Origin of the sequence: Enterobacter sp. GD03975 (assembly GCF_029838645.1) — a bacterium.
In the GTDB taxonomy this organism is placed as follows: Bacteria; Pseudomonadota; Gammaproteobacteria; order Enterobacterales; family Enterobacteriaceae; genus Enterobacter; species Enterobacter quasihormaechei.
The window spans coordinates 435,031-454,783 of record NZ_JAOBZC010000001.1; the positions used below are offsets into that span (position 1 = coordinate 435,031).

Genomic DNA, 19,753 nt, shown 5'->3' on the forward strand with positions numbered 1-19,753 from the left:
CTTATTTTTCCTGCCAGCTAAAGCGACGGGCGATCAGCATCAGCCCTTGCTCCAGCAGCAACCCGACCACGCCAATGATGACGATGGCAATGAGAATGTTTTCAACGTTGAGGTTGTTCCACTCGTTCCAGATCCAGAAGCCAATGCCCAGGCCCCCGGTGAGCATCTCGGCGGCGACAATCACCAGCCAGGCAATGCCGATGGAGAGGCGCACCCCGGTCAGCACCGCAGGCAGCACGGCGGGAAAAAGAATGCGGCGCATAATGGTCCACTCGGAGAGTTGCAGCACGCGGGCCACGTTCAGGTAGTCCTGCGGAATGCGGCGCACCCCTTCGGCAGTGTTTATGACCATTGGCCAGATGGAGCAGATAAAAATGGTCCAGCTCGATGCTGGCTCCGCCTTCTGGAACAGCAGCAGGCCGATGGGCAGCCAGGCCAGCGGGCTGACCGGGCGCAGGAGCGCGATCAGCGGGTTAAACATGCGTGAGAAAAAGGTGAAGCGGCCAATCAAAAAGCCCAGCGGGATGCCCGCCAGTGCCGCCAGGCCAAAACCGATGGCGACGCGCTGCAACGACGCAAGCACGTTCCAGCCGATGCCCATATCGTTTGGCCCGTCACGATAAAACGGATCGGCGAACAGGGTTATGGCCGAATCAAGCGTGCTGAGCGGCGTCGGAAAGCCTTTACTGCTTATCGCTGCCAGCTGCCAGAGCATCACCAGCAGCCCGAGACCGAGCAGAGCCGGGATGACGCGCTGTAAAAAATCGTTCATCCGGCGCGCAAAGGCGGGCGTGCGGCGGCGAACCTGTAACGGAGGCAGGACAATCACTTCCCCGCTCTCTGACGTCTCTTGTGATTTCCTGTTTTGCAGATGCGGCATACTCAGGCCCCTTTACGGTGAATGGCGAAGCGGTTGGCGTATCCTTCCGGATCGGTGCCGTTCCAGACGGTGCCGTCCATCAGGGTGCTGCTGCGATACGGTGATGACGGTGTAGACATGCCGCCCACGGCGGTAGCGGCATCCTGCCAGACCGCGGTCTGGTTAATGCGCTGTGCGATGCCCGCATAGTCCGGCGCGGCGTTAAGCAAGCCCCAGCGGCGGAACTGGGTTAAGAACCACATCCCGTCGGAGAGGTACGGGTAGCTCACGGCCCCCTCGTTGAAGAAGCGGATCGGGTGCGCATCCTGCCAGCGCTGGCCCAGGCCGTTGTCGTACTCGCCGAGCATGCGTCCGGTGAGGTACTGTTCCTTGCAGTTCAGCCAGGCGCGGCGAGAAAGTATCTGCGCGGTTTCACGTTTGTTTTCCGCCGACGCGTCGATCCAGCGCGCGGCTTCCATTACGGCGCTTACCAGCGCCCGCGCGGTGTGCGGATTTTTCGCCACCCAGTCGCGGCGGGTGCCGAGGATTTTTTCCGGGTGATCGGCCCAGATGGACTGCGACGTGGCGGCGGTAAAGCCGATGCGGTCGTTAATCGCCCGCGCGTTCCACGGCTCGCCGACGCAAAACCCGACCATGTTGCCGATGCGCATGTTCATTACCATCTGCGGTGGCGGCACCACCACGGTGCGGACGTCGTCAAAGGGATTGATGCCCGCGCTGGCCAGCCAGTAGTAGAGCCACATGGCGTGGGTCCCCGTCGGGAAGGTATGCGCGAAGGTGTAGGTTCCCGGCGCCTGCTGGCCGATCAGCTTTTTCAGCCCGTCGAGGTCACGAACGCCCTTCTCCGCCAGATCGCCTGAAAGCGTGATGGCCTGGCCGTTCTGATTGAGGGTCATCAGGTTCGCCATCTGCTGTGGCTTGCCCGCGATCCCCAGCTCCAGCCCGTACAGCAGGCCGTAAAGAATGTGCGCGGCGTCCAGTTCGCCCGCCACCAGCTTGTCGCGCACCGCCGCCCAGCTCGCCTCTTTGGTCGGCACAATGGTAATGCCATGCTTTTTATCGAACCCCTTCAGGGCCGCGATAACCACTGGCGCGCAGTCGGTCAGGGGAATAAACCCGATACGCACGGTATCCTGCTCTGGCTTATCTGACCCCGCCGCCCACGCGGCCTGCATGACACCTGGCAACAGCATCGCGCCACTGGCCAGTAGGCTGGCCTGCAATAACCGCCGTCTCGACAAATCCGCCATAATCGCTCCTGAAAAAAAGCAAAAAAAAAAGCGCCCGACGGTGCTGAAGCACCGCTGGACGCCTTTATCCCGAAGACGCATGCACCGCCGTTGGCGCATCGTCAGAAATGGTTAATCTGTTAATGCAAAGGTAATGCCAGCTTTTAATCCCTTGTTTTTCAGGCATTACTTCGCCTGAATGTGATTTGACGCACTCTAAACAGGCAGAAAATGCCCACCGATCGTGCAACTACTCCTTAGGGATGACTGGCCAGAGGTTCTTGACGGTGAGCAGCGCACGGGCGATATCCACCATGCGCTGGTTTTTATCCATCGCCATTTTTCGCAGGGCAGTCCACGCCTGCTCTTCGCTCATATTCTGGTGAGCAATCAGTACGCTTTTGGCTTTGTCGATGGTCTTCCGCTCTTCCAGCGTATCGCGCAGCGAGGCAAGCTGGCGGGACAGCTGTTCTATCTCGCGCGCCTGCTGGCGCACCAGCGTAAGCAGAGGTTTATCCGGGTAAGGCGCGAGAGGTTCATCGGGATCGCTTAACCGGCCGCGGCCGTCCTCGCTGCGAAGACGTTCCTCCACCGTCAGCATCAGATCGGCGATCATCCCCTCCTCCAGCGTGCGCAGATGCTCAAGGCGGCTTGTCTGTAAGGTAAACCACGTCAGCGCGACGTTACCGCCGTTAGCACCGGGCTGGCGGGTACAGGCCACGCGTCTTAGCTGCTCGGTTTCCAGACCCGGCAGGCAGTTCTGGGCAAACGCCTCCTGCACCCCGGCGCGGCTGTGAGAAAGAAAGATGTCGAAGCAGGCCTGCTGCCCGTCGATCCGGTCCACCAGCCTCTGGCGGGTTTCATCATCAAAAAACCCCAGGGTAAAACCAATTGCCCCCAGCGCGCGCTCCTGCCCCACCAGCTCTTTGCCCTGCATCAGGCTAAAAAGCGCGACGAAACGGCCCGCAATGTGCGGATCGTCAATGCTGTCATTGAGCTGCGGGACGATACTGAGCAGATGGCGAAGCATCCGGCTGTAGTGCTCCATCGCCTGAGGAGCGGTAATACTTTGCTGCGTCACGCCCTCGCGAAGGGCCGGCAGCGTCTCCAGACATTGCAGCGCAACGGCGATGCGTTCACAGACGGCACTTCCCGGCAGCGACGCCTGGCCATTCAGCAGGGTAAGCAATACCGCCAGGTTTTCATCCACCAGCCCCCGGCTGGCTTTGCATTCCGGGGCATACAGTTTGCCCTGCGAGCAAAGCCAGACGTTTGACGCGCCGCGCTCACACTGTAGCATATGCACCAGCTGGCTAATGCTGTTCACCAGCTCTCCCAGCTGCGCAAGTCTGCTGAGCTGTTCCCTGCGCTGATATGTTGCGCGCTGGAACCATTCGGTTGCGCCGGGCAAACGGCCAGTGATTGTCGTCATCTTCTCTCTCCCGGATCGGTCATCTCCGCTGAGACAAGCAATATTCGTGCCTTTGAAAGAACAGGAGTCAACATGCAAAAAATCGTTATCGTCGCCAACGGGGCGGCCTACGGCAGCGAATCCCTCTTTAACAGCTTGCGTCTGGCGATCGCCCTGCGCGAAAAAGAGAGCGAAACCGATTTGCGGCTGTTTTTGATGTCGGATGCGGTCACCGCGGGGCTTAAAGGACAGAAACCGGCTGAAGGCTACAACATTCAGCAGATGCTGGAGATCCTCACGGCGCAAGAAGTGCCGGTCAAACTGTGTAAAACCTGCACGGACGGGCGCGGCATTACTGGGCTACCGCTGATTGATGGGGTTGAGATCGGCACGCTGCCTGAGCTTGCCGAGTGGACGTTGGCTGCGGACAAGGTGTTAACCTTTTAAATCGACTGACGCCCGGTCAGCCGGGCGTCGTATTCAGGCAAAACCGGGGCGCAGCGTATTGCTGAGCGGGTTGCCCTCCAATAGAGTTTTTACCTTCACCACCAGCTCGCTCAGACAGTCGTCCTGCATACCGAGACGCTTCAGCTCCTGATCGAGCGAGAAAAGATACTGGGCGTTCGTGCCCAGCGGTCCGCTGGCGGCGGCAATCAGCGGGGCAATCACTTGGGTTCGGGTGTCGGCTTCATAGAGTGGATGGCGCGGATCCATAATAAACACCAGTGCGTTTACGGTACGGCCATCGTCCAGTTCCAGCCTGCACCAGCTGGGCATATAGCAGCCGGTAATCATCTCGCGCTTCCACAGCAGCGTCAGTTCGTCTTCCAGCGTGGCATCCGGCAGGCGGTATGCCACGCCCGTGGTGCGCCCGCCCTCTTTTAGTGCAAGCATGCGGCCAGGCTGACAGGCGCTGCCGCGTCCGGCCGTCAGGCGCAAACAGAACGCGCGGTGCCAGCCCGGCAGCGTGCCGGTTGCCGATTCGACATACTCCAGCGCCGGGTTCCACATCAGCGAACCGTAGCCAAAAATCCAGACCGGGCCATCATCCGGGCGACAGGCCAGCGTTGCCGCAAGCGACGCCGCACGTTGTTCAGCCGACCACAGAAGCGATTCCTCAATAGCACCAAATGCCGTTTTACAATCTGCCTTCATCAAGAAATCACGCGTTAACACATTACACCTCCGCCACTGCATGCTTCCTTGCGACATCTGTAGTTCGCCTTCCCGGCATTCTGCGCTGTTCATTTTAACAGCAGCCGAGCAACGATAAGCAATTCACGGGCCAGATGCAATACAACGGCAGATCAACCGCCTGAAAAGTCAAAACGAAGGCAGCGTATTAGTCGGCGACTATTTCTTTTTATGCCACTTATCATCGTCCCCCTTTTCATAGTCATTTTTTACGGCGGCCCAGGCTACCTTATGCGCCGTTTCTTCACGGCTGGCATCATCCCGGCGGTCCTCTTTATCTTTGTACTGATCCCAGGCGCTGTTAAAGGCTTCTTTGTAGATATCCTGCGCGTGGGCAGGCAATACGTGTTGCACGTTATCCGGTAATTCGCTTTTCGATTTGTATGGCATCGTTAACCTCTCTTTTTGGCTAAAAGATAAGTGTGGACGACGATACGCCAGGGTGCCAGCCGACAGGAAGAAATGAACGACTTAAAATCACAACGTGTTGTTATTAAATTATTATTTTATGAAGATGAGGTATTATAACCCTCAAGAATAAAAAACATAGCAAAGGGTAAAATTAAGTAAAAAACAAAGGGTATTTAACAGATTTCTGTTAGTTTAATGTCCTCAAAATCTATCTATAATTACAAGCACCTGCATTGACGGAGAAGCACATGACAGCAACACACGAGGCGGTAAAGACCCGCCACAAGGAGACGTCTCTCATTTTCCCGGTTCTGGCACTGGCTGTGCTGCTCTTCTGGGGAAGCAGTCAGTCACTGCCAGTGGTGGTCGGGATCAATATTCTGGCGCTGGTAGGTATTTTAACCAGCGCATTTAGCGTCGTCCGCCATGCGGATGTCTTAGCACACCGTCTGGGAGAGCCGTACGGCTCATTAATATTAAGTCTTTCGGTTGTTATTCTTGAAGTCAGCTTAATTTCCGCATTGATGGCGACCGGCGACGCCGCGCCAACGTTAATGCGCGATACGCTCTATTCCATCATCATGATTGTCACCGGCGGCCTGGTCGGTTTCTCGCTTTTACTCGGTGGCCGTAAATTTGCCACCCAGTACATGAACCTTTTTGGCATTAAACAGTATCTGATTGCCCTGTTCCCGCTGGCGATTATTGTGCTGGTATTCCCGATGGCGCTGCCGGGTGCAAACTTCTCCACTGGCCAGGCGCTGCTGGTCGCGCTGATTTCCGCGGCGATGTATGGCGTGTTCCTGCTCATTCAGACCAAAACGCACCAGAGCCTGTTTGTTTACGAACATGAAGATGACAGCGACGACGATGACCCGCACCACGGCAAGCCGTCGGCCCACAGCAGCGCGTGGCACACGGTTTGGCTGATCGTGCATCTGATTGCGGTTATCGCGGTCACCAAGATGAACGCCAACCCACTGGAAACGCTGTTAACCGAACTGAACGCGCCGGTCGCCTTTACCGGTTTCCTGGTGGCACTGCTGATCCTGTCGCCAGAAGGCCTGGGAGCGCTGAAAGCGGTGCTGAACAATCAGGTGCAGCGTGCGATGAACCTGTTCTTCGGCTCCGTACTGGCGACCATCTCCCTTACCGTTCCGGTGGTAACGTTGATTGCCTTTATGACGGGGAATGAATTGCAGTTTGCGCTGGGGGCGCCAGAGATGATTGTGATGGTGGCGTCGCTGCTGCTGTGCCAGATCTCCTTCTCTACCGGTCGCACCAATGTGCTTAACGGCGCGGCACATATGGCGCTGTTTATTGCGTATCTGATGACGATATTTGCGTAGTGTTTTTGCCCAGCGGCGCTTCGCTTGCAGGGCCTACGGTTTTGTAGGCCGGGTAAGCGCAGCGCCACCCGGCAATATGCCCCATAAAAAAACCCGCCGAAGCGGGTTTTTTATTAGTTACTGGTATCCAGCTCGTCGAAGCTCTTCACCAGATCGTCAATCGCCTTGATCTGCTTCAGGAACGGCTCCAGCTTATCCAACGGCAGCGCGGATGGGCCGTCGCATTTCGCGTTAGCCGGATCCGGGTGCGCTTCAATGAACAGGCCCGCCAGGCCGGTTGCCATCCCGGCGCGTGCCAGTTCGGTCACCTGCGCACGACGGCCGCCGGACGCTGCGCCAAACGGGTCGCGGCATTGCAGAGAGTGGGTTACGTCGAAAATCACCGGAGACTGGTTAGAGACGTTCTTCATCACGCTGAAGCCCAGCATATCCACAACCAGGTTGTCGTAACCGAAGTTTGAACCACGGTCGCACAGGATCACCTGGTCGTTACCGCCTTCGATAAACTTGTCGACGATGTTACCCATCTGACCTGGGCTCACAAACTGCGGTTTCTTCACGTTAATCACGGCACCGGTTTTCGCCATCGCTTCAACCAGGTCAGTCTGGCGAGCCAGGAACGCCGGAAGCTGAATCACGTCTACTACGTCCGCCACGGGCTGCGCCTGAGAGGCTTCGTGCACGTCGGTGATCACTTTCACGCCAAACGTCTGTTTCAGCTCCTGGAAAATCTTCATCCCCTCTTCCAGGCCCGGGCCACGGTAGGAGTGAATGGAGGAGCGGTTGGCTTTGTCAAAAGAGGCTTTAAACACGTACGGAATGCCCAGCTTTTGGGTCACGGTCACGTAGTGTTCGCAGATGCGCATAGCGAGATCGCGGGATTCCAGCACGTTCATACCGCCAAACAGCACGAACGGCAGGTCGTTTGCCACGTTGATATCACCAATGCTAACCACTTTTTGTTTCATAGGATCGCCTTATTCAGGTGTGAATCGGAATTAAGATTAATGCAGTGTAATGTGTTTATGCGCGATCGCGTTGATCTGCGCGCGAATCATTTCGCTGATCGGATCTTCCGGACATTGCTCGACGAAATAATTCAAATCATTCAGCGCCACGTGCTCACAGTCGAGCTGCGCATAAATCAGGCCGCGATCGCGGATTTCGTACGGATCTTCCGGATTGAACTGCAACAGCACTTCGCTTGCGCGCAGGGCCAGCTCCATCTGACGCTCTTCCATCAGCGCAGACTTCAGCGTATCCAGTAGCTTGCGGATCACCTCAGCGTTGTCGGCTTCATCGAGATCTTCATTGAAGAGCTCAGCAATAGGGCTAATATTGCCCTTCAGCCAGACGTCCAGCGTATGTTCATCCAGCGTGTCGCCGTTAAACGGATTGATTAACCACATCTCCCCGTCCAGCCACTCCGCCCGCAAAATCATCTGCGTCGGGAAAATGACCGGCACCAGCGGAATATCCAGCCGGTGCGCAACCCACAGTAAAATGGCGCCCAACGCGACGGCGCTGCCCTGACGATTTTTCAACACCTGGTCCAGCCACAGTGCGTCAGACAGGCGGTATACGCCTCGCGTGTCGCAGAAACCCCATTCGCCGTAGAAAAGCTCTATCAGCTTCTCTAATTGCCAGTCCTGCGGACGTGCCTGATTGATCTCTTCGCGCGCCAGGCTGACCAGATTTTCCAGTTCAGCGTAAACGTACTGCGACGTGAAATCGTCGCGGATCATCTCTGAAATCAGGATCATGCCATCGCAGAGCGGCACTTTGTTAAATTCGAAATCGGCTAAGGACCTCATGACTTACCCCAGTAACGGTATTCTTGTGGTGGCGAGTTTAATGATGATGTACAGCACCACCAGACCCAGCAAAAAGCGTGCTGGCTGCGCGGACGGTAACGCCTACGCGCGATAAAACCCAAAACGATGTAGATGATAACGCCAAACAGCGTCTCAGTCAGCCATGCGCCTTTATCAGTAAATGGCGTATCGACTGCTTTCATGCCCACTGCCCCAGCGTGAGGCGTTCGTTGCCGCCGTAATCCCGGCAGGTTTCCACCGCGGCGTAACCGGCACGCGTAAACAGCGCTCGCACCGCCTCTCCCTGCGTCCAGCCATGTTCTACTAGCAGCCAGCCACCGGGAAGCAAATGTTGCCGTGACGTTGTCACAATGTGATCGAGATCCGCAAGGCCGTGATTCGCAGCGACCAGCGCCGTCAGCGGCTCAAAGCGAACGTCGCCCTGCGCGAGATGCGGATCGGCTTCGTCAATGTAGGGTGGATTGCTGACAATCATGTCAAACATGCGGCCTTCAAGCGCGGCGAACCAACTGCTTTGCAGAACGGAAACATTGCTCAGCCCCAGGCGCGCAACGTTACGCTGCGCCAGCGTGACCGCATCAGGCATCACGTCCACTGCCGTGACGGTGCAGTCCGGCCGCTCGCTGGCCAACGCCAGCGCAATCGCGCCGGTGCCGGTACCGAGGTCGAGAACAGAGCAGCCCTGCGCCGGCAGCCGCGCCAGCGCCTGCTCCACCAGACACTCGGTGTCCGGGCGCGGGATCAGCGTGGCCGCCGAGACGTACAGCGGCAGCGACCAGAACTCACGTTCGCCCACCAGATGCGCCACCGGCTCGCCGGTTTTACGGCGGTCAAGGAGCACTTCCAGCTGCGCCAGCTGTTCAGCGGTCAGTTCGGTTTCACCGAAGGCCAGTAAATACGTCCGGGCTTTGCCCGTCACGTGTTCCAGCAGGATTTCAGCGTCGCGCTTCGGGCTTTCGCTCGCGGAAAGCGCGCTGGCGGCATGGCGTAGCCAGCGTTGAAAATCCATTAATCCTGCTCGGACAGCGCCGCCAGCTGGTCGGCCTGGTATTCCTGCACGATAGGCTCAATCAGCATATCGAGCTTACCTTCCATCGCCTCATCCAGACGGTAGAGCGTCAGGTTAATGCGGTGATCGGTGACGCGGCCCTGCGGGAAGTTATAGGTGCGGTTACGGTCGCTGCGATCGCCGCTGCCCAGCAGGTTACGACGGGTAGACGCTTCCGCCTGCTGGCGTTTCGCCATTTCCGCCGCGTGAATGCGCGCGCCCAGCACGGACAACGCCTTGGCTTTGTTTTTGTGCTGGGAACGTTCGTCCTGACACTCCACCACAATCCCGGTCGGCAGGTGAGTAATACGGATGGCGGAGTCGGTGGTGTTAACGTGCTGACCGCCCGCCCCTGACGAGCGGAAGGTGTCGATACGCAGATCCGCCGGGTTGATGTCCGGCAGTTCCGCTTCCGGCAGCTCGGGCATGACCGCCACCGTGCAGGCTGAGGTGTGAATACGTCCCTGCGATTCGGTCGCCGGCACGCGCTGCACGCGGTGACCGCCAGATTCAAATTTCAGCCGACCATAGACGCCGTCGCCGCTGATTTTGGCGATAACCTCTTTGTATCCGCCATGCTCGCCTTCGTTGGCGCTCATGATCTCCACGCGCCAGCGGCGTGATTCCGCATAACGGCTGTACATACGGAACAGATCCCCGGCAAACAGCGCCGCTTCGTCGCCGCCGGTACCGGCGCGCACTTCCACAAAGGCGTTACGCTCATCGTCCGGATCTTTCGGCAGCAGAAGTACCTGAAGCTGCTGCTCCATCTCTTCTGAACGCGCTTTGGCGTCCTGTAACTCTTCCTGCGCCATCTCGCGCATTTCAGGATCGTCGAGCATCATCTGCGCGGTTTCGATATCTTCCTGGACCTGTCGCCAGTCGGTAAAGCATTTTGAAACATCACTTAACTGCGCGTATTCACGCGACAGCGCGCGAAAACGTTCCTGGTCGGCAATGGTCCCGGCATCGCCGAGCAGCGCCTGGACTTCTTCATGGCGCTCGTGCAGAGCTTCCAGTTTAGCGACGATAGAAGGCTTCATAGGCGTAAATGCACCTTGTCATAGAAAATGGGTATAGGGCGCTATTCCAGCCCGAGGCTGTTGCGCAGAATAGTCAGGCGTTCATCGTCCCCGTCACGGGCAGCCTGCTGAAGAGATTTGGTTGGCGCATGGATCAGGCGGTTGGTCAGTTTCCAGGCCAGATCCTGCATAATCGCCTGCGCGTCGCCGCCCTGTTCAAGGGCTGCCAGCGCTTTGGCCGTCAGGTCATCACGCACCTGCTCCGCCTGACCGCGATACTCGCGGATCGTCTCGCTGACGCTTTGCGCGCGCAGCCAGGCCATAAATTCACTGGTTTCCTGCTCAACGATAGTTTCCGCCTGCACTGCCGCCGCTTTACGCTGGGCAAGGTTGTGCGAAATGATGGTTTGCAGGTCGTCCACGCTGTAGAGGTAGGCATTGGCCAGTTTGCCCACTTCCGGTTCGACATCGCGCGGAACGGCGATATCCACCAGCAGCATAGGCTGATTGCGGCGGGATTTCAGCGCGCGCTCGACCATCCCTTTCCCGATGATCGGCAGCGGACTGGCGGTCGAGCTGATAATAATGTCCGCCTCTTTCAGACGTTCATCGATGTCGCTCAGCGCAATCACCTCAGCGCCCACTTCATCTGCCAGCACCTGCGCACGTTCGCGGGTGCGGTTGGCGATGATCATCTTTTTCACTTTGTGTTCGCGCAGATGGCGCGCCACCAGCTCGATGGTTTCACCCGCCCCCACCAGCAGTACGGTGACGGTCGACAGCGATTCAAAGATTTGACGGGCAAGGGTACAGGCCGCGAAAGCAACCGAAACCGCACTGGCACCAATGTCGGTTTCGGTTCGCACACGCTTCGCCACGGAGAATGACTTCTGGAACATACGCTCCAGCTCGCTGGCTTTCAGATGCCCTTTCTGGGAATCCGCGAAGGCTTTTTTTACCTGGCCGAGGATCTGCGGCTCGCCCAGCACCAGCGAATCCAGACCGCTGGCAACGCGCATCAGATGGCTGACCGCATCGTTATCCTGATGCCAGTACAGGCTGTTGCGCAGCTCTTCTTCGTTGAGATTGTGGTAGTCACATAGCCAGCGGATCAGCGCCTCGTGCAGGTTGTCCTGCTCTTCTACGCTCAAATACAGCTCGGTACGGTTGCACGTCGACAGCACCACGCCGCCCTGCACCATCGGCTGTGCAAGCAGGCTGTCCAGCGCCAGGTCGAGCGTATCCGGCGAAAACGTAACGCGTTCTCGCAGTGAAACCGGGGCTGTTTTGTGGTTAATACCGAGTGCTAATAGGGTCATGTTGAGCGGGAGTAGTACCAGCGTTAATAAGGTTAGCAGGACGCATCATACAGGATGCGCGAGATCAATAAAAGAGACCGCACCCTTTCGGAGTAATAGGTTACTCAACGCTTTGAGATAATTTGAACGTAGACGGTGACACCCTTCAACGCTAGCATTAACACTTATAACTGCAACGTATCTCAAGGATTTGTCATCATTATGACCCGAATGATTCGCCTGCTGCCTCTGGCGGCCCTGGTTCTGACCGCCTGTTCCGTTCATCAGCCGAAAGGCCCCGGCAAAAGCCCCGACTCACCGCAGTGGCGCCAGCACCAGCAGGACGTGCTGAAGTTAAGCCAGTACCAGACCCGCGGTGCGTTTGCCTATCTCTCTGACGAACAAAAGGTTTACGCCCGTTTCTTCTGGCAGCAAACGGGTCAGGACAACTATCGCCTGCTGCTGCTGAACCCGCTGGGCAGCACCGAACTGGAGCTTAACGCGAAGCCTGGCGAAGCGCAGATCACCGACAATAAAGGCCAGCACTACACGGCCACCGACGCCGAAGAGATGATTGGCAAATTAACCGGGATGCCGATTCCGCTCAATAGCCTGCGCCAGTGGATCCTTGGCCTGCCGGGTGATGCGACCGACTATACGCTCGACGATCAATACCGTCTGAGCCAGGTGAACTACACCCAGGGCGGTAAAACCTGGAAAGTGGTGTACAGCGCGTATGACAGCAAGACACAACCGTCGCTGCCGTCCAACATGGAGCTGACGCAGGGCAGCCAGCGTATCAAGCTGAAAATGGACAACTGGATCGTTAAATGATGACCCAGTGGCCCTCTCCTGCAAAACTGAACCTGTTTCTCTACATTACCGGGCAGCGCGCTGACGGCTATCATACTTTGCAAACGCTGTTTCAGTTTGTTGATTACGGCGACACGATTTTCATTGAACCGCGTCAGGACGGGCAAATTTGCCTGCTGACGCCGGTCGACGGCGTGGCGCACGACGATAACCTGATCGTGCGTGCCGCGCGCCTGCTGATGAAAGCGGCGTCGGCGTCGGGTCGCCTGCCTGCGGGAAGTGGTGCGGATATCCGTATCGACAAACGTCTGCCGATGGGCGGCGGTCTTGGTGGCGGTTCGTCAAATGCCGCGACCGTTTTGGTGGCGCTTAACCACCTGTGGGGCTGCGGTCTGACAACGGACGAACTGGCAGCGCTAGGATTAACGTTGGGCGCAGATGTACCGGTATTTGTGCGCGGCCACGCGGCGTTTGCCGAGGGCGTGGGTGAAATCCTCACGCCGGTTAATCCGCCGGAAAAATGGTATCTGATTGTTCACCCCGGGGTGAGCATTCCTACCCCGGTCATCTTTAAAGATCCTGACCTGAAAAGAAATACCCCGGTACGGTCAATAGATACGTTATTAAATTGTGAATTCAGCAACGATTGCGAGGATATCGCAAGAAAACGTTTTCGCGAGGTTGATGCGGTGCTTTCCTGGCTGTTAGAATACGCGCCGTCGCGCCTGACCGGTACAGGGGCCTGTGTCTTTGCTGAATTTGACACCGAATCCGCCGCCCGTCAGGTGCTTGAGCAAGCGCCGGATTGGCTGCATGGTTTTGTAGCACGCGGGATGAACACCTCCCCCCTACAGCAGGCCATTCTGGCGCAGACTGAGTTTCGGTGACAACGTCACCCTGTTCCAGACGTTGCATCGCGCTCTTTAATACACCGCCTGGATAGCGTTTGCTTAGGCCCCGCAGTTTGCGGCGAACGCTATCCACCACTGGACGCATGCCTGAGGTTCTTCTCGTGCCTGATATGAAGCTTTTTGCTGGTAACGCCACCCCGGAACTAGCACAACGTATTGCCAACCGCCTGTACACTTCCCTCGGCGACGCCGCTGTAGGTCGCTTTAGCGACGGCGAAGTCAGCGTACAAATTAACGAAAATGTACGCGGTGGTGATATTTTCATCATCCAGTCCACCTGTGCTCCAACGAACGACAACCTGATGGAATTGGTTGTTATGGTCGACGCGCTGCGTCGCGCTTCTGCTGGCCGTATCACTGCTGTTATTCCTTACTTTGGCTATGCCCGCCAGGACCGTCGCGTCCGTTCCGCGCGTGTGCCAATCACCGCTAAAGTTGTCGCGGACTTCCTGTCCAGCGTCGGCGTTGACCGCGTACTGACGGTCGACCTGCACGCAGAGCAGATCCAGGGCTTCTTCGACGTTCCGGTTGATAACGTATTCGGCAGCCCAATCCTGCTGGAAGATATGCTGCAACTGAATCTGGACAACCCGATTGTGGTTTCTCCGGACATCGGCGGCGTGGTACGTGCTCGTGCTATCGCGAAGCTGCTGAACGATACCGACATGGCGATCATCGACAAACGCCGTCCGCGCGCCAACGTTTCTCAGGTGATGCACATCATCGGTGACGTAGCTGGCCGCGACTGCGTGTTGGTAGACGACATGATCGATACCGGCGGTACGCTGTGTAAAGCCGCAGAAGCGCTGAAAGAGCGCGGTGCGAAACGCGTATTCGCTTACGCAACTCACCCGATCTTCTCCGGCAATGCAGTGAACAACCTCCGTAACTCCGTCATTGATGAAGTTGTGGTGTGCGATACCATCCCACTGAGCGACGAGATCAAGGCACTGCCAAACGTGCGTACGTTGACCCTGTCCGGGATGCTGGCCGAAGCGATTCGTCGTATCAGCAACGAAGAATCCATCTCTGCAATGTTCGAACACTGATCGAGCACGGCCAAAAAACCCGCTACGGCGGGTTTTTTTGTTTATAATTTTCATTTGTATGATTTATGCCTCCTTCACCTGCCATTCACATGACAGATGATGCGCACACGGATGATAGATAATTGTGAAAAACGTAACCTCCTCACATGTTCTGCCCTTTCGCGCCCTCATCGACGCCTGCTGGAAAGAGAAATACACGTCGTCACGCTTTATCCGTGACCTGATAGCCGGGATCACCGTCGGGATTATTGCCATTCCGCTGGCGATGGCGCTGGCGATTGGTAGCGGCGTCGCGCCACAGTACGGTCTTTACACATCGGCGGTCGCCGGGATTGTGATTGCGCTGACGGGCGGGTCCCGCTTCAGCGTCTCCGGCCCAACCGCCGCCTTCGTGGTGATCCTCTATCCGGTTTCCCAACAGTTTGGTCTGGCAGGTCTGCTGGTCGCCACCCTGATGTCCGGCGTCTTTTTAATTCTGTTCGGTCTGGCCCGTTTCGGTCGCCTGATTGAATATATTCCTCTTTCCGTGACGCTGGGATTCACCTCGGGGATTGGGATCACCATCGGGACCATGCAGATTAAGGATTTCCTTGGTCTGCAAATGACCCATGTTCCGGAGCACTATTTACAGAAAGTGGGCGCGCTGTTTATGGCGCTGCCGACGGCCAACCTGGGCGATGCGGCCATTGGCATCGTCACCCTCGGGACGCTTGTCGTCTGGCCTCGCCTGGGCATTCGTCTCCCGGGGCATCTGCCCGCCCTGCTGCTGGGCTGCGCGGTAATGGGCGTCGTCAACCTGCTCGGTGGACAGGTCGCCACTATCGGCTCGCAGTTCCACTATATTCTGGCGGACGGTTCACAGGGTAACGGTATTCCGCAGCTGCTGCCGCAGCTGGTTCTGCCGTGGGACATGCCAGGTTCGAGCTTCACCCTGAGCTGGGATTCCCTTCGCGCCCTGCTGCCCGCCGCGTTCTCCATGGCGATGCTGGGGGCGATTGAATCCCTGCTCTGCGCCGTGGTGCTCGACGGCATGACCGGGACAAAGCATAAAGCTAACAGCGAGCTGGTCGGCCAGGGCTTAGGGAACATCGTTGCGCCGTTCTTCGGCGGTATTACGGCAACGGCTGCGATCGCCCGTTCCGCCGCGAACGTTCGCGCAGGGGCGACATCGCCGGTGTCGGCGGTCATTCACTCACTGCTGGTGATCATGGCGCTGCTGATCCTGGCCCCGCTGCTTTCGTGGCTTCCCCTCTCAGCCATGGCTGCCCTGCTGCTAATGGTGGCCTGGAACATGAGTGAGGCGCATAAGGTGGTGAATCTGCTGCGCCGTGCGCCGAAAGACGACATCATCGTGATGCTGATCTGTATGTCGCTGACCGTGCTGTTCGACATGGTTATCGCCATCAGCGTGGGCATTGTGCTGGCCTCGCTGCTGTTTATGCGCCGCATCGCGCAGATGACGCGTCTCTCTCCGGTTAACGTTGAGGTGCCTGACGATGTACTGGTGCTGCGCGTGATTGGACCCCTGTTCTTTGCTGCCGCAGAGGGGTTGTTCAGCGATCTGGAGTCTCGTGTGGCGGGTAAACGGATTGTGGTACTGAAGTGGGATGCCGTCCCGGTTCTGGATGCCGGCGGTCTGGATGCCTTCCAGCGTTTTGTGAAACGCCTGCCGGAAGGCTGCGAGCTGCGGGTGAGTAACCTGGAGTTTCAGCCCCTGCGCACGATGGCGCGCGCTGGCGTACAGCCGATCCCTGGCCGACTGGCCTTTTACCCGAATCGTGAAGCGGCGCTCACCGATCTGGAATAAATAGCCTGAAAAAAGAACGACTCCAGAAGGAGTCGTTCTTTTGTAAAACTGGCACACTAGCTGGGTTTATGCTGGTCGCGGCGGCATCGTTTATCGTAATGGCGCACCCACCAGTATTTATCGCAGACTTCCTCATGTCCGCTTACGCGCGCCCCGGCGAGCCACAATACCGCACCGAGGAAGATGCTCAGCACCGCGCCATGCGCAAAGTATTGTGGGAGGTCAAACTGCGGTAATTGGTTTAAAATTGAATAACCGACACCGGCGACCATCACGAACAGTCCCAACCCCATTAGCACGTTACCGAGCATCGAAGCGTTTTTGCGTTTCATATGTCACCTCCGGAACTTTGGGTTGTCAGGGAAAAGCCCCTTCTCCTTGTGTGTAAAGTATAGACAACGCCTCTTATATGAGTTGCGCGAGCGATCACATTTACAGATAACTCCCAGACAAAAATTTACAAATAAGACATTGAACAGCTTGAAATTCTAATTGTTCAAATAAGAAATTATTCGCAATTCGATGTACAGCAGGCGGAACTTTGTCAAGCGGCGCGCCAGACAGTAAACTACGCACCAGATCTGGAACCCATTAGGAAGTAAATCGTGACGATTAAACTGATTGTCGGCCTCGCCAATCCGGGCGCAGAGTATGCCGCTACCCGCCATAATGCCGGCGCCTGGTATGTTGATCTGCTGGCGGAGCGTCTGCGCGCGCCTCTGCGTGAAGAACCAAAGTTTTACGGGTATACCTCACGCATCAATCTTGCGGGTGCCGACGTGCGGTTGCTGGTGCCAACCACCTTTATGAACCTGAGCGGCAAAGCCGTGTCGGCCATGGCAACGTTCTACCGCATCAATCCGGATGAAATTCTGGTGGCCCACGACGAACTGGATCTGCCGCCAGGCGTGGCGAAGTTCAAGCTGGGTGGTGGTCATGGTGGCCACAACGGTCTGAAAGATATCATCAGTAAACTGGGCAATAACCCTAATTTCCACCGTTTGCGCGTGGGAATCGGTCATCCGGGCGATAAAAACAAAGTTGTTGGTTTCGTACTCGGTAAACCACCGGTTTCTGAGCAAAAGCTGATTGACGAAGCGGTAGACGAAGCGGCCCGCTGCACCGAGATTTGGCTTCAGAACGGCTTAACGAAAGCCACCAATCGACTGCACGCTTTCAAAGCGCAATAAACAAGGCCCTGCGGCATTTTTACCGCGCGGCGCGCGGGTTACGTGTATAATAGGCGTAGTTATTTACTTTTCTTCAATCGGTTATCGTTAACGGATTGATTATCAAGAGATTAAGGTGATTTAGAAATGGGATTCAAATGCGGTATCGTCGGTCTGCCAAACGTGGGCAAATCCACCCTGTTCAACGCGCTCACCAAAGCAGGTATTGAAGCGGCGAACTTCCCGTTCTGTACCATCGAGCCGAACACCGGCGTTGTGCCTATGCCCGATCCGCGTCTGGACCAGCTCGCGGAAATCGTGAAGCCGCAGCGCATTCTGCCCACCACCATGGAGTTCGTGGACATCGCGGGTCTGGTAAAAGGCGCATCCAAAGGTGAAGGTCTGGGCAACCAGTTCCTGACCAACATCCGTGAAACCGAAGCGATCGGCCACGTTGTGCGCTGCTTCGAGAACGACAACATCATCCACGTTAATAATAAAGTGGATCCGGCTGACGACATCGACGTCATCAACACCGAGTTGGCGCTCTCTGACCTCGACACCTGCGAGCGCGCAATTCACCGCGTGCAGAAGAAAGCCAAAGGCGGCGACAAGGACGCGAAAGCGGAACTGGCTGCACTGGAAAAATGTCTGCCACAGCTGGAAAACGCGGGCATGCTCCGCGCGCTGAAAAACCTGACTGAAGAAGACAAGGCGGCGATCAAATACCTGAGCTTCCTGACGCTGAAGCCAACCATGTACATCGCCAACGTTAACGAAGACGGTTTCGAAAACAACCCGTACCTGGACAAAGTGCGTGAAATTGCCGCGGCTGAAGGTTCTGTGGTTGTAGCGGTTTGCGCTGCCGTTGAATCCGATATCGCCGAGCTGGACGACGCCGACCGTGAAGAGTTCATGGCCGAGCTGGGTCTGGAAGAGCCGGGCCTGAATCGCGTGATCCGCGCGGGCTATGAGCTGCTGAACCTGCAAACCTACTTTACCGCAGGCGTAAAAGAAGTGCGTGCGTGGACCATCCCTGTCGGTGCGACTGCGCCTCAGGCAGCCGGTAAGATCCACACCGACTTCGAGAAGGGCTTCATTCGTGCCCAGACCATCGCGTTTGAAGACTTTATCACCTACAAGGGTGAGCAAGGCGCGAAAGAAGCAGGCAAGATGCGTGCGGAAGGGAAAGACTACATCGTTAAAGATGGCGATGTGATGAACTTCTTGTTTAACGTTTGATTTGTTTTGTACGGAAAAATCCACGCCTTGGCGTGGATTTTTTTATTGTGAGGTTAAAACACATTGTCTAAGAGTTCAGTTTTCATGCTGGAATCAAAGGGAATGATTTCGGCAGACACAAGCTTAACGCCTGAAAAGAGCCCTCGCGCTAGCGCTCTTTAAGAGATGCAGGACTCTCAGATTAAGCGAGAATGACTCCTCCGGTTCTTGGGATCTCTCTTCCGGAAGTCAGAAAGATTCCCTCTGAATACCCTTTTTTATTCACTCAACTTGTAGCTTTTTTTTAACTGCTTGTTGTAACTGCTGATACAGTTCTTTTTTGGCCACCGATTATAGTTATCATATTTTTTGGCACTTGTGATCTTAGTATGCAGGGCCCGATAGAGACAACGCGTTACGCTTCATATCCCAGGAATAAAACCAGTCATGCCAGCCATTTTTTTTTGCTGGATAGCTACAGACAACGACCACTTCCTTTGACAGGTTGAATGTTAAGTAATAGAAAGTCGCATCTTCAGGAGGTGCAGACCAAAATAGTTTTTCGCCCTTAGCATTGAAGATGGTCAAAACGGTTAGTAATGGTTTAGGCTCGTTTAACGCAAAGACTAACTGGCGTGTTGAGTCGACCATTGCATGGTCTAAAAATGGCATACTAACCACTATGTTACCTTCACCACGACCCCATTGAAGCAGGTCTTTTTCTTTAAAAAAAATGAGATTTTCAATCATTGATAAACCTCAATTTTTAAAGTTTGATCTGTTTCAGATCACCTTCAAAAAGCCCCACAAGATATACCCGGTATCGGGCTGGCTGCACTTCTTTATACGTTAATACAGTAGAAAACTCTTTCAAACACTTTGAACATGTATTTTTCGAAACATATAATTGGCTATCGTCGTAGCTATATTTTTTATGTTCACTAACAAGCTTCACACCTCTCATTTTCTTAACCAAAAAGCATTTTACCTCTTCTGTGAGCGTGTCAAACTCATATGAGTTTACGATAGAGTAGGCTATTATCCCCTCGCATTCAGGGCATGCTATTTCCTTTCCATACTCTATGAAATCATTGTCAGTGCCATCG

At 56.0% G+C, this 19,753-nt stretch carries 20 protein-coding genes and 1 pseudogene; 8 read left to right on the top strand and 13 right to left on the bottom strand.

All coding sequences use genetic code 11. From position 1 onward, the window contains the following. Window position 1: 1 nt before the first annotated feature. The 3 genes from ntrB to nasR all read right to left on the bottom strand — a co-directional run bounded on the left by ntrB (window position 2) and on the right by nasR (window position 3,541). Complete coding sequence (ntrB, locus tag N5C09_RS01980; protein WP_279748346.1) at window positions 2-880, bottom strand: nitrate ABC transporter permease; 879 nt, start codon at window positions 878-880, stop codon at window positions 2-4. Between the two features lie 2 nt (window positions 881-882). Next, a complete protein-coding gene (locus N5C09_RS01985; protein WP_063865896.1) occupies window positions 883-2,130 on the bottom strand; it encodes a CmpA/NrtA family ABC transporter substrate-binding protein in 1,248 nt (415 codons plus the stop codon). Between the two features lie 229 nt (window positions 2,131-2,359). After that, window positions 2,360-3,541: a nitrate regulatory protein NasR gene (nasR, locus tag N5C09_RS01990; RefSeq protein WP_236330793.1), complete on the bottom strand. Its 1,182-nt coding sequence runs from the start codon at window positions 3,539-3,541 to the stop codon at window positions 2,360-2,362. Between the two features lie 72 nt (window positions 3,542-3,613). Between nasR and N5C09_RS01995 the strand changes: the two genes are divergently transcribed. Beyond that, window positions 3,614-3,967 (top strand): DsrE/DsrF/TusD sulfur relay family protein, encoded by a 354-nt coding sequence (locus tag N5C09_RS01995; RefSeq protein WP_236330790.1) that lies wholly within the window; start codon window positions 3,614-3,616, stop codon window positions 3,965-3,967. 33 nt (window positions 3,968-4,000) lie between these two features. Here the strand turns inward: N5C09_RS01995 and N5C09_RS02000 are convergent, their stop codons facing one another. Then, window positions 4,001-4,696 (bottom strand): gamma-glutamylcyclotransferase, encoded by a 696-nt coding sequence (locus N5C09_RS02000; protein WP_063452227.1) that lies wholly within the window; start codon window positions 4,694-4,696, stop codon window positions 4,001-4,003. A 177-nt stretch (window positions 4,697-4,873) separates the two neighbouring features. Further along, window positions 4,874-5,104: a putative cation transport regulator ChaB gene (chaB, locus tag N5C09_RS02005; RefSeq protein WP_063865900.1), complete on the bottom strand. Its 231-nt coding sequence runs from the start codon at window positions 5,102-5,104 to the stop codon at window positions 4,874-4,876. A gap of 269 nt (window positions 5,105-5,373) precedes the next feature. Here chaB and chaA point away from each other — a divergent pair, with 269 nt between their 5' ends. After that, on the top strand, window positions 5,374-6,474 hold the full coding sequence (gene chaA, locus N5C09_RS02010) for a sodium-potassium/proton antiporter ChaA (RefSeq protein ID WP_024907071.1): 1,101 nt from the start codon (window positions 5,374-5,376) through the stop codon (window positions 6,472-6,474). A gap of 113 nt (window positions 6,475-6,587) precedes the next feature. Here chaA and kdsA read toward each other — a convergent pair whose 3' ends face one another. From kdsA to hemA, 6 genes and pseudogenes are all read right to left on the bottom strand, one after another. Continuing rightward, window positions 6,588-7,442, bottom strand: a complete 855-nt coding sequence (kdsA, locus tag N5C09_RS02015; RefSeq protein ID WP_003856671.1) for a 3-deoxy-8-phosphooctulonate synthase — start codon at window positions 7,440-7,442, stop codon at window positions 6,588-6,590. A gap of 36 nt (window positions 7,443-7,478) precedes the next feature. Then, window positions 7,479-8,288, bottom strand: coding sequence for an invasion regulator SirB1 (gene sirB1, locus N5C09_RS02020; protein ID WP_022648376.1), 810 nt, complete (start codon window positions 8,286-8,288; stop codon window positions 7,479-7,481). A gap of 3 nt (window positions 8,289-8,291) precedes the next feature. Then, window positions 8,292-8,473: pseudogene (locus N5C09_RS02025) on the bottom strand (SirB2 family protein); the annotation flags it as partial. A gap of 14 nt (window positions 8,474-8,487) precedes the next feature. Further along, complete coding sequence (prmC, locus tag N5C09_RS02030; protein WP_279748347.1) at window positions 8,488-9,318, bottom strand: peptide chain release factor N(5)-glutamine methyltransferase; 831 nt, start codon at window positions 9,316-9,318, stop codon at window positions 8,488-8,490. Beyond that, the gene (prfA, locus tag N5C09_RS02035; protein ID WP_003856667.1) at window positions 9,318-10,400 is read right to left on the bottom strand and encodes a peptide chain release factor 1; all 1,083 of its coding nucleotides are present in this window, start codon (window positions 10,398-10,400) and stop codon (window positions 9,318-9,320) included. The genes prmC and prfA overlap by 1 nt, the downstream gene beginning before the upstream one ends. Before the next feature lie 41 nt (window positions 10,401-10,441). Continuing rightward, a complete protein-coding gene (gene hemA, locus N5C09_RS02040; protein WP_063452225.1) occupies window positions 10,442-11,698 on the bottom strand; it encodes a glutamyl-tRNA reductase in 1,257 nt (418 codons plus the stop codon). A gap of 201 nt (window positions 11,699-11,899) precedes the next feature. Here hemA and lolB point away from each other — a divergent pair, with 201 nt between their 5' ends. From lolB to dauA, 4 genes are all read left to right on the top strand, one after another. Beyond that, on the top strand, window positions 11,900-12,511 hold the full coding sequence (gene lolB, locus N5C09_RS02045) for a lipoprotein insertase outer membrane protein LolB (RefSeq protein ID WP_003856665.1): 612 nt from the start codon (window positions 11,900-11,902) through the stop codon (window positions 12,509-12,511). Next, the gene (ispE, locus tag N5C09_RS02050) at window positions 12,508-13,377 is read left to right on the top strand and encodes a 4-(cytidine 5'-diphospho)-2-C-methyl-D-erythritol kinase (protein WP_107535500.1); all 870 of its coding nucleotides are present in this window, start codon (window positions 12,508-12,510) and stop codon (window positions 13,375-13,377) included. Before lolB ends, ispE begins: the two co-directional genes overlap by 4 nt. A gap of 125 nt (window positions 13,378-13,502) precedes the next feature. Then, a complete protein-coding gene (prs, locus tag N5C09_RS02055) occupies window positions 13,503-14,450 on the top strand; it encodes a ribose-phosphate diphosphokinase (protein WP_003856663.1) in 948 nt (315 codons plus the stop codon). 124 nt (window positions 14,451-14,574) lie between these two features. Then, window positions 14,575-16,257: a C4-dicarboxylic acid transporter DauA gene (gene dauA / locus N5C09_RS02060; protein WP_279748348.1), complete on the top strand. Its 1,683-nt coding sequence runs from the start codon at window positions 14,575-14,577 to the stop codon at window positions 16,255-16,257. Window positions 16,258-16,313: 56 nt separating this feature from the next. Here the strand turns inward: dauA and ychH are convergent, their stop codons facing one another. Continuing rightward, complete coding sequence (ychH, locus tag N5C09_RS02065) at window positions 16,314-16,589, bottom strand: stress-induced protein YchH (protein WP_279748349.1); 276 nt, start codon at window positions 16,587-16,589, stop codon at window positions 16,314-16,316. A 273-nt stretch (window positions 16,590-16,862) separates the two neighbouring features. On the opposite strand from ychH, the gene pth reads away from it, so the two are divergent. Together pth and ychF are read left to right on the top strand one after the other, a co-directional pair. Continuing rightward, window positions 16,863-17,447, top strand: a complete 585-nt coding sequence (pth, locus tag N5C09_RS02070; RefSeq protein ID WP_279748350.1) for an aminoacyl-tRNA hydrolase — start codon at window positions 16,863-16,865, stop codon at window positions 17,445-17,447. A 126-nt stretch (window positions 17,448-17,573) separates the two neighbouring features. Continuing rightward, window positions 17,574-18,668, top strand: coding sequence for a redox-regulated ATPase YchF (gene ychF, locus N5C09_RS02075; protein WP_010432886.1), 1,095 nt, complete (start codon window positions 17,574-17,576; stop codon window positions 18,666-18,668). A gap of 363 nt (window positions 18,669-19,031) precedes the next feature. Here the strand turns inward: ychF and N5C09_RS02080 are convergent, their stop codons facing one another. Then, window positions 19,032-19,397 carry a hypothetical protein gene (locus N5C09_RS02080; RefSeq protein ID WP_279748351.1) on the bottom strand — a complete coding sequence of 122 codons (366 nt, stop codon included), beginning with the start codon at window positions 19,395-19,397 and terminating at the stop codon, window positions 19,032-19,034. Window positions 19,398-19,753 lie beyond the last annotated feature (356 nt).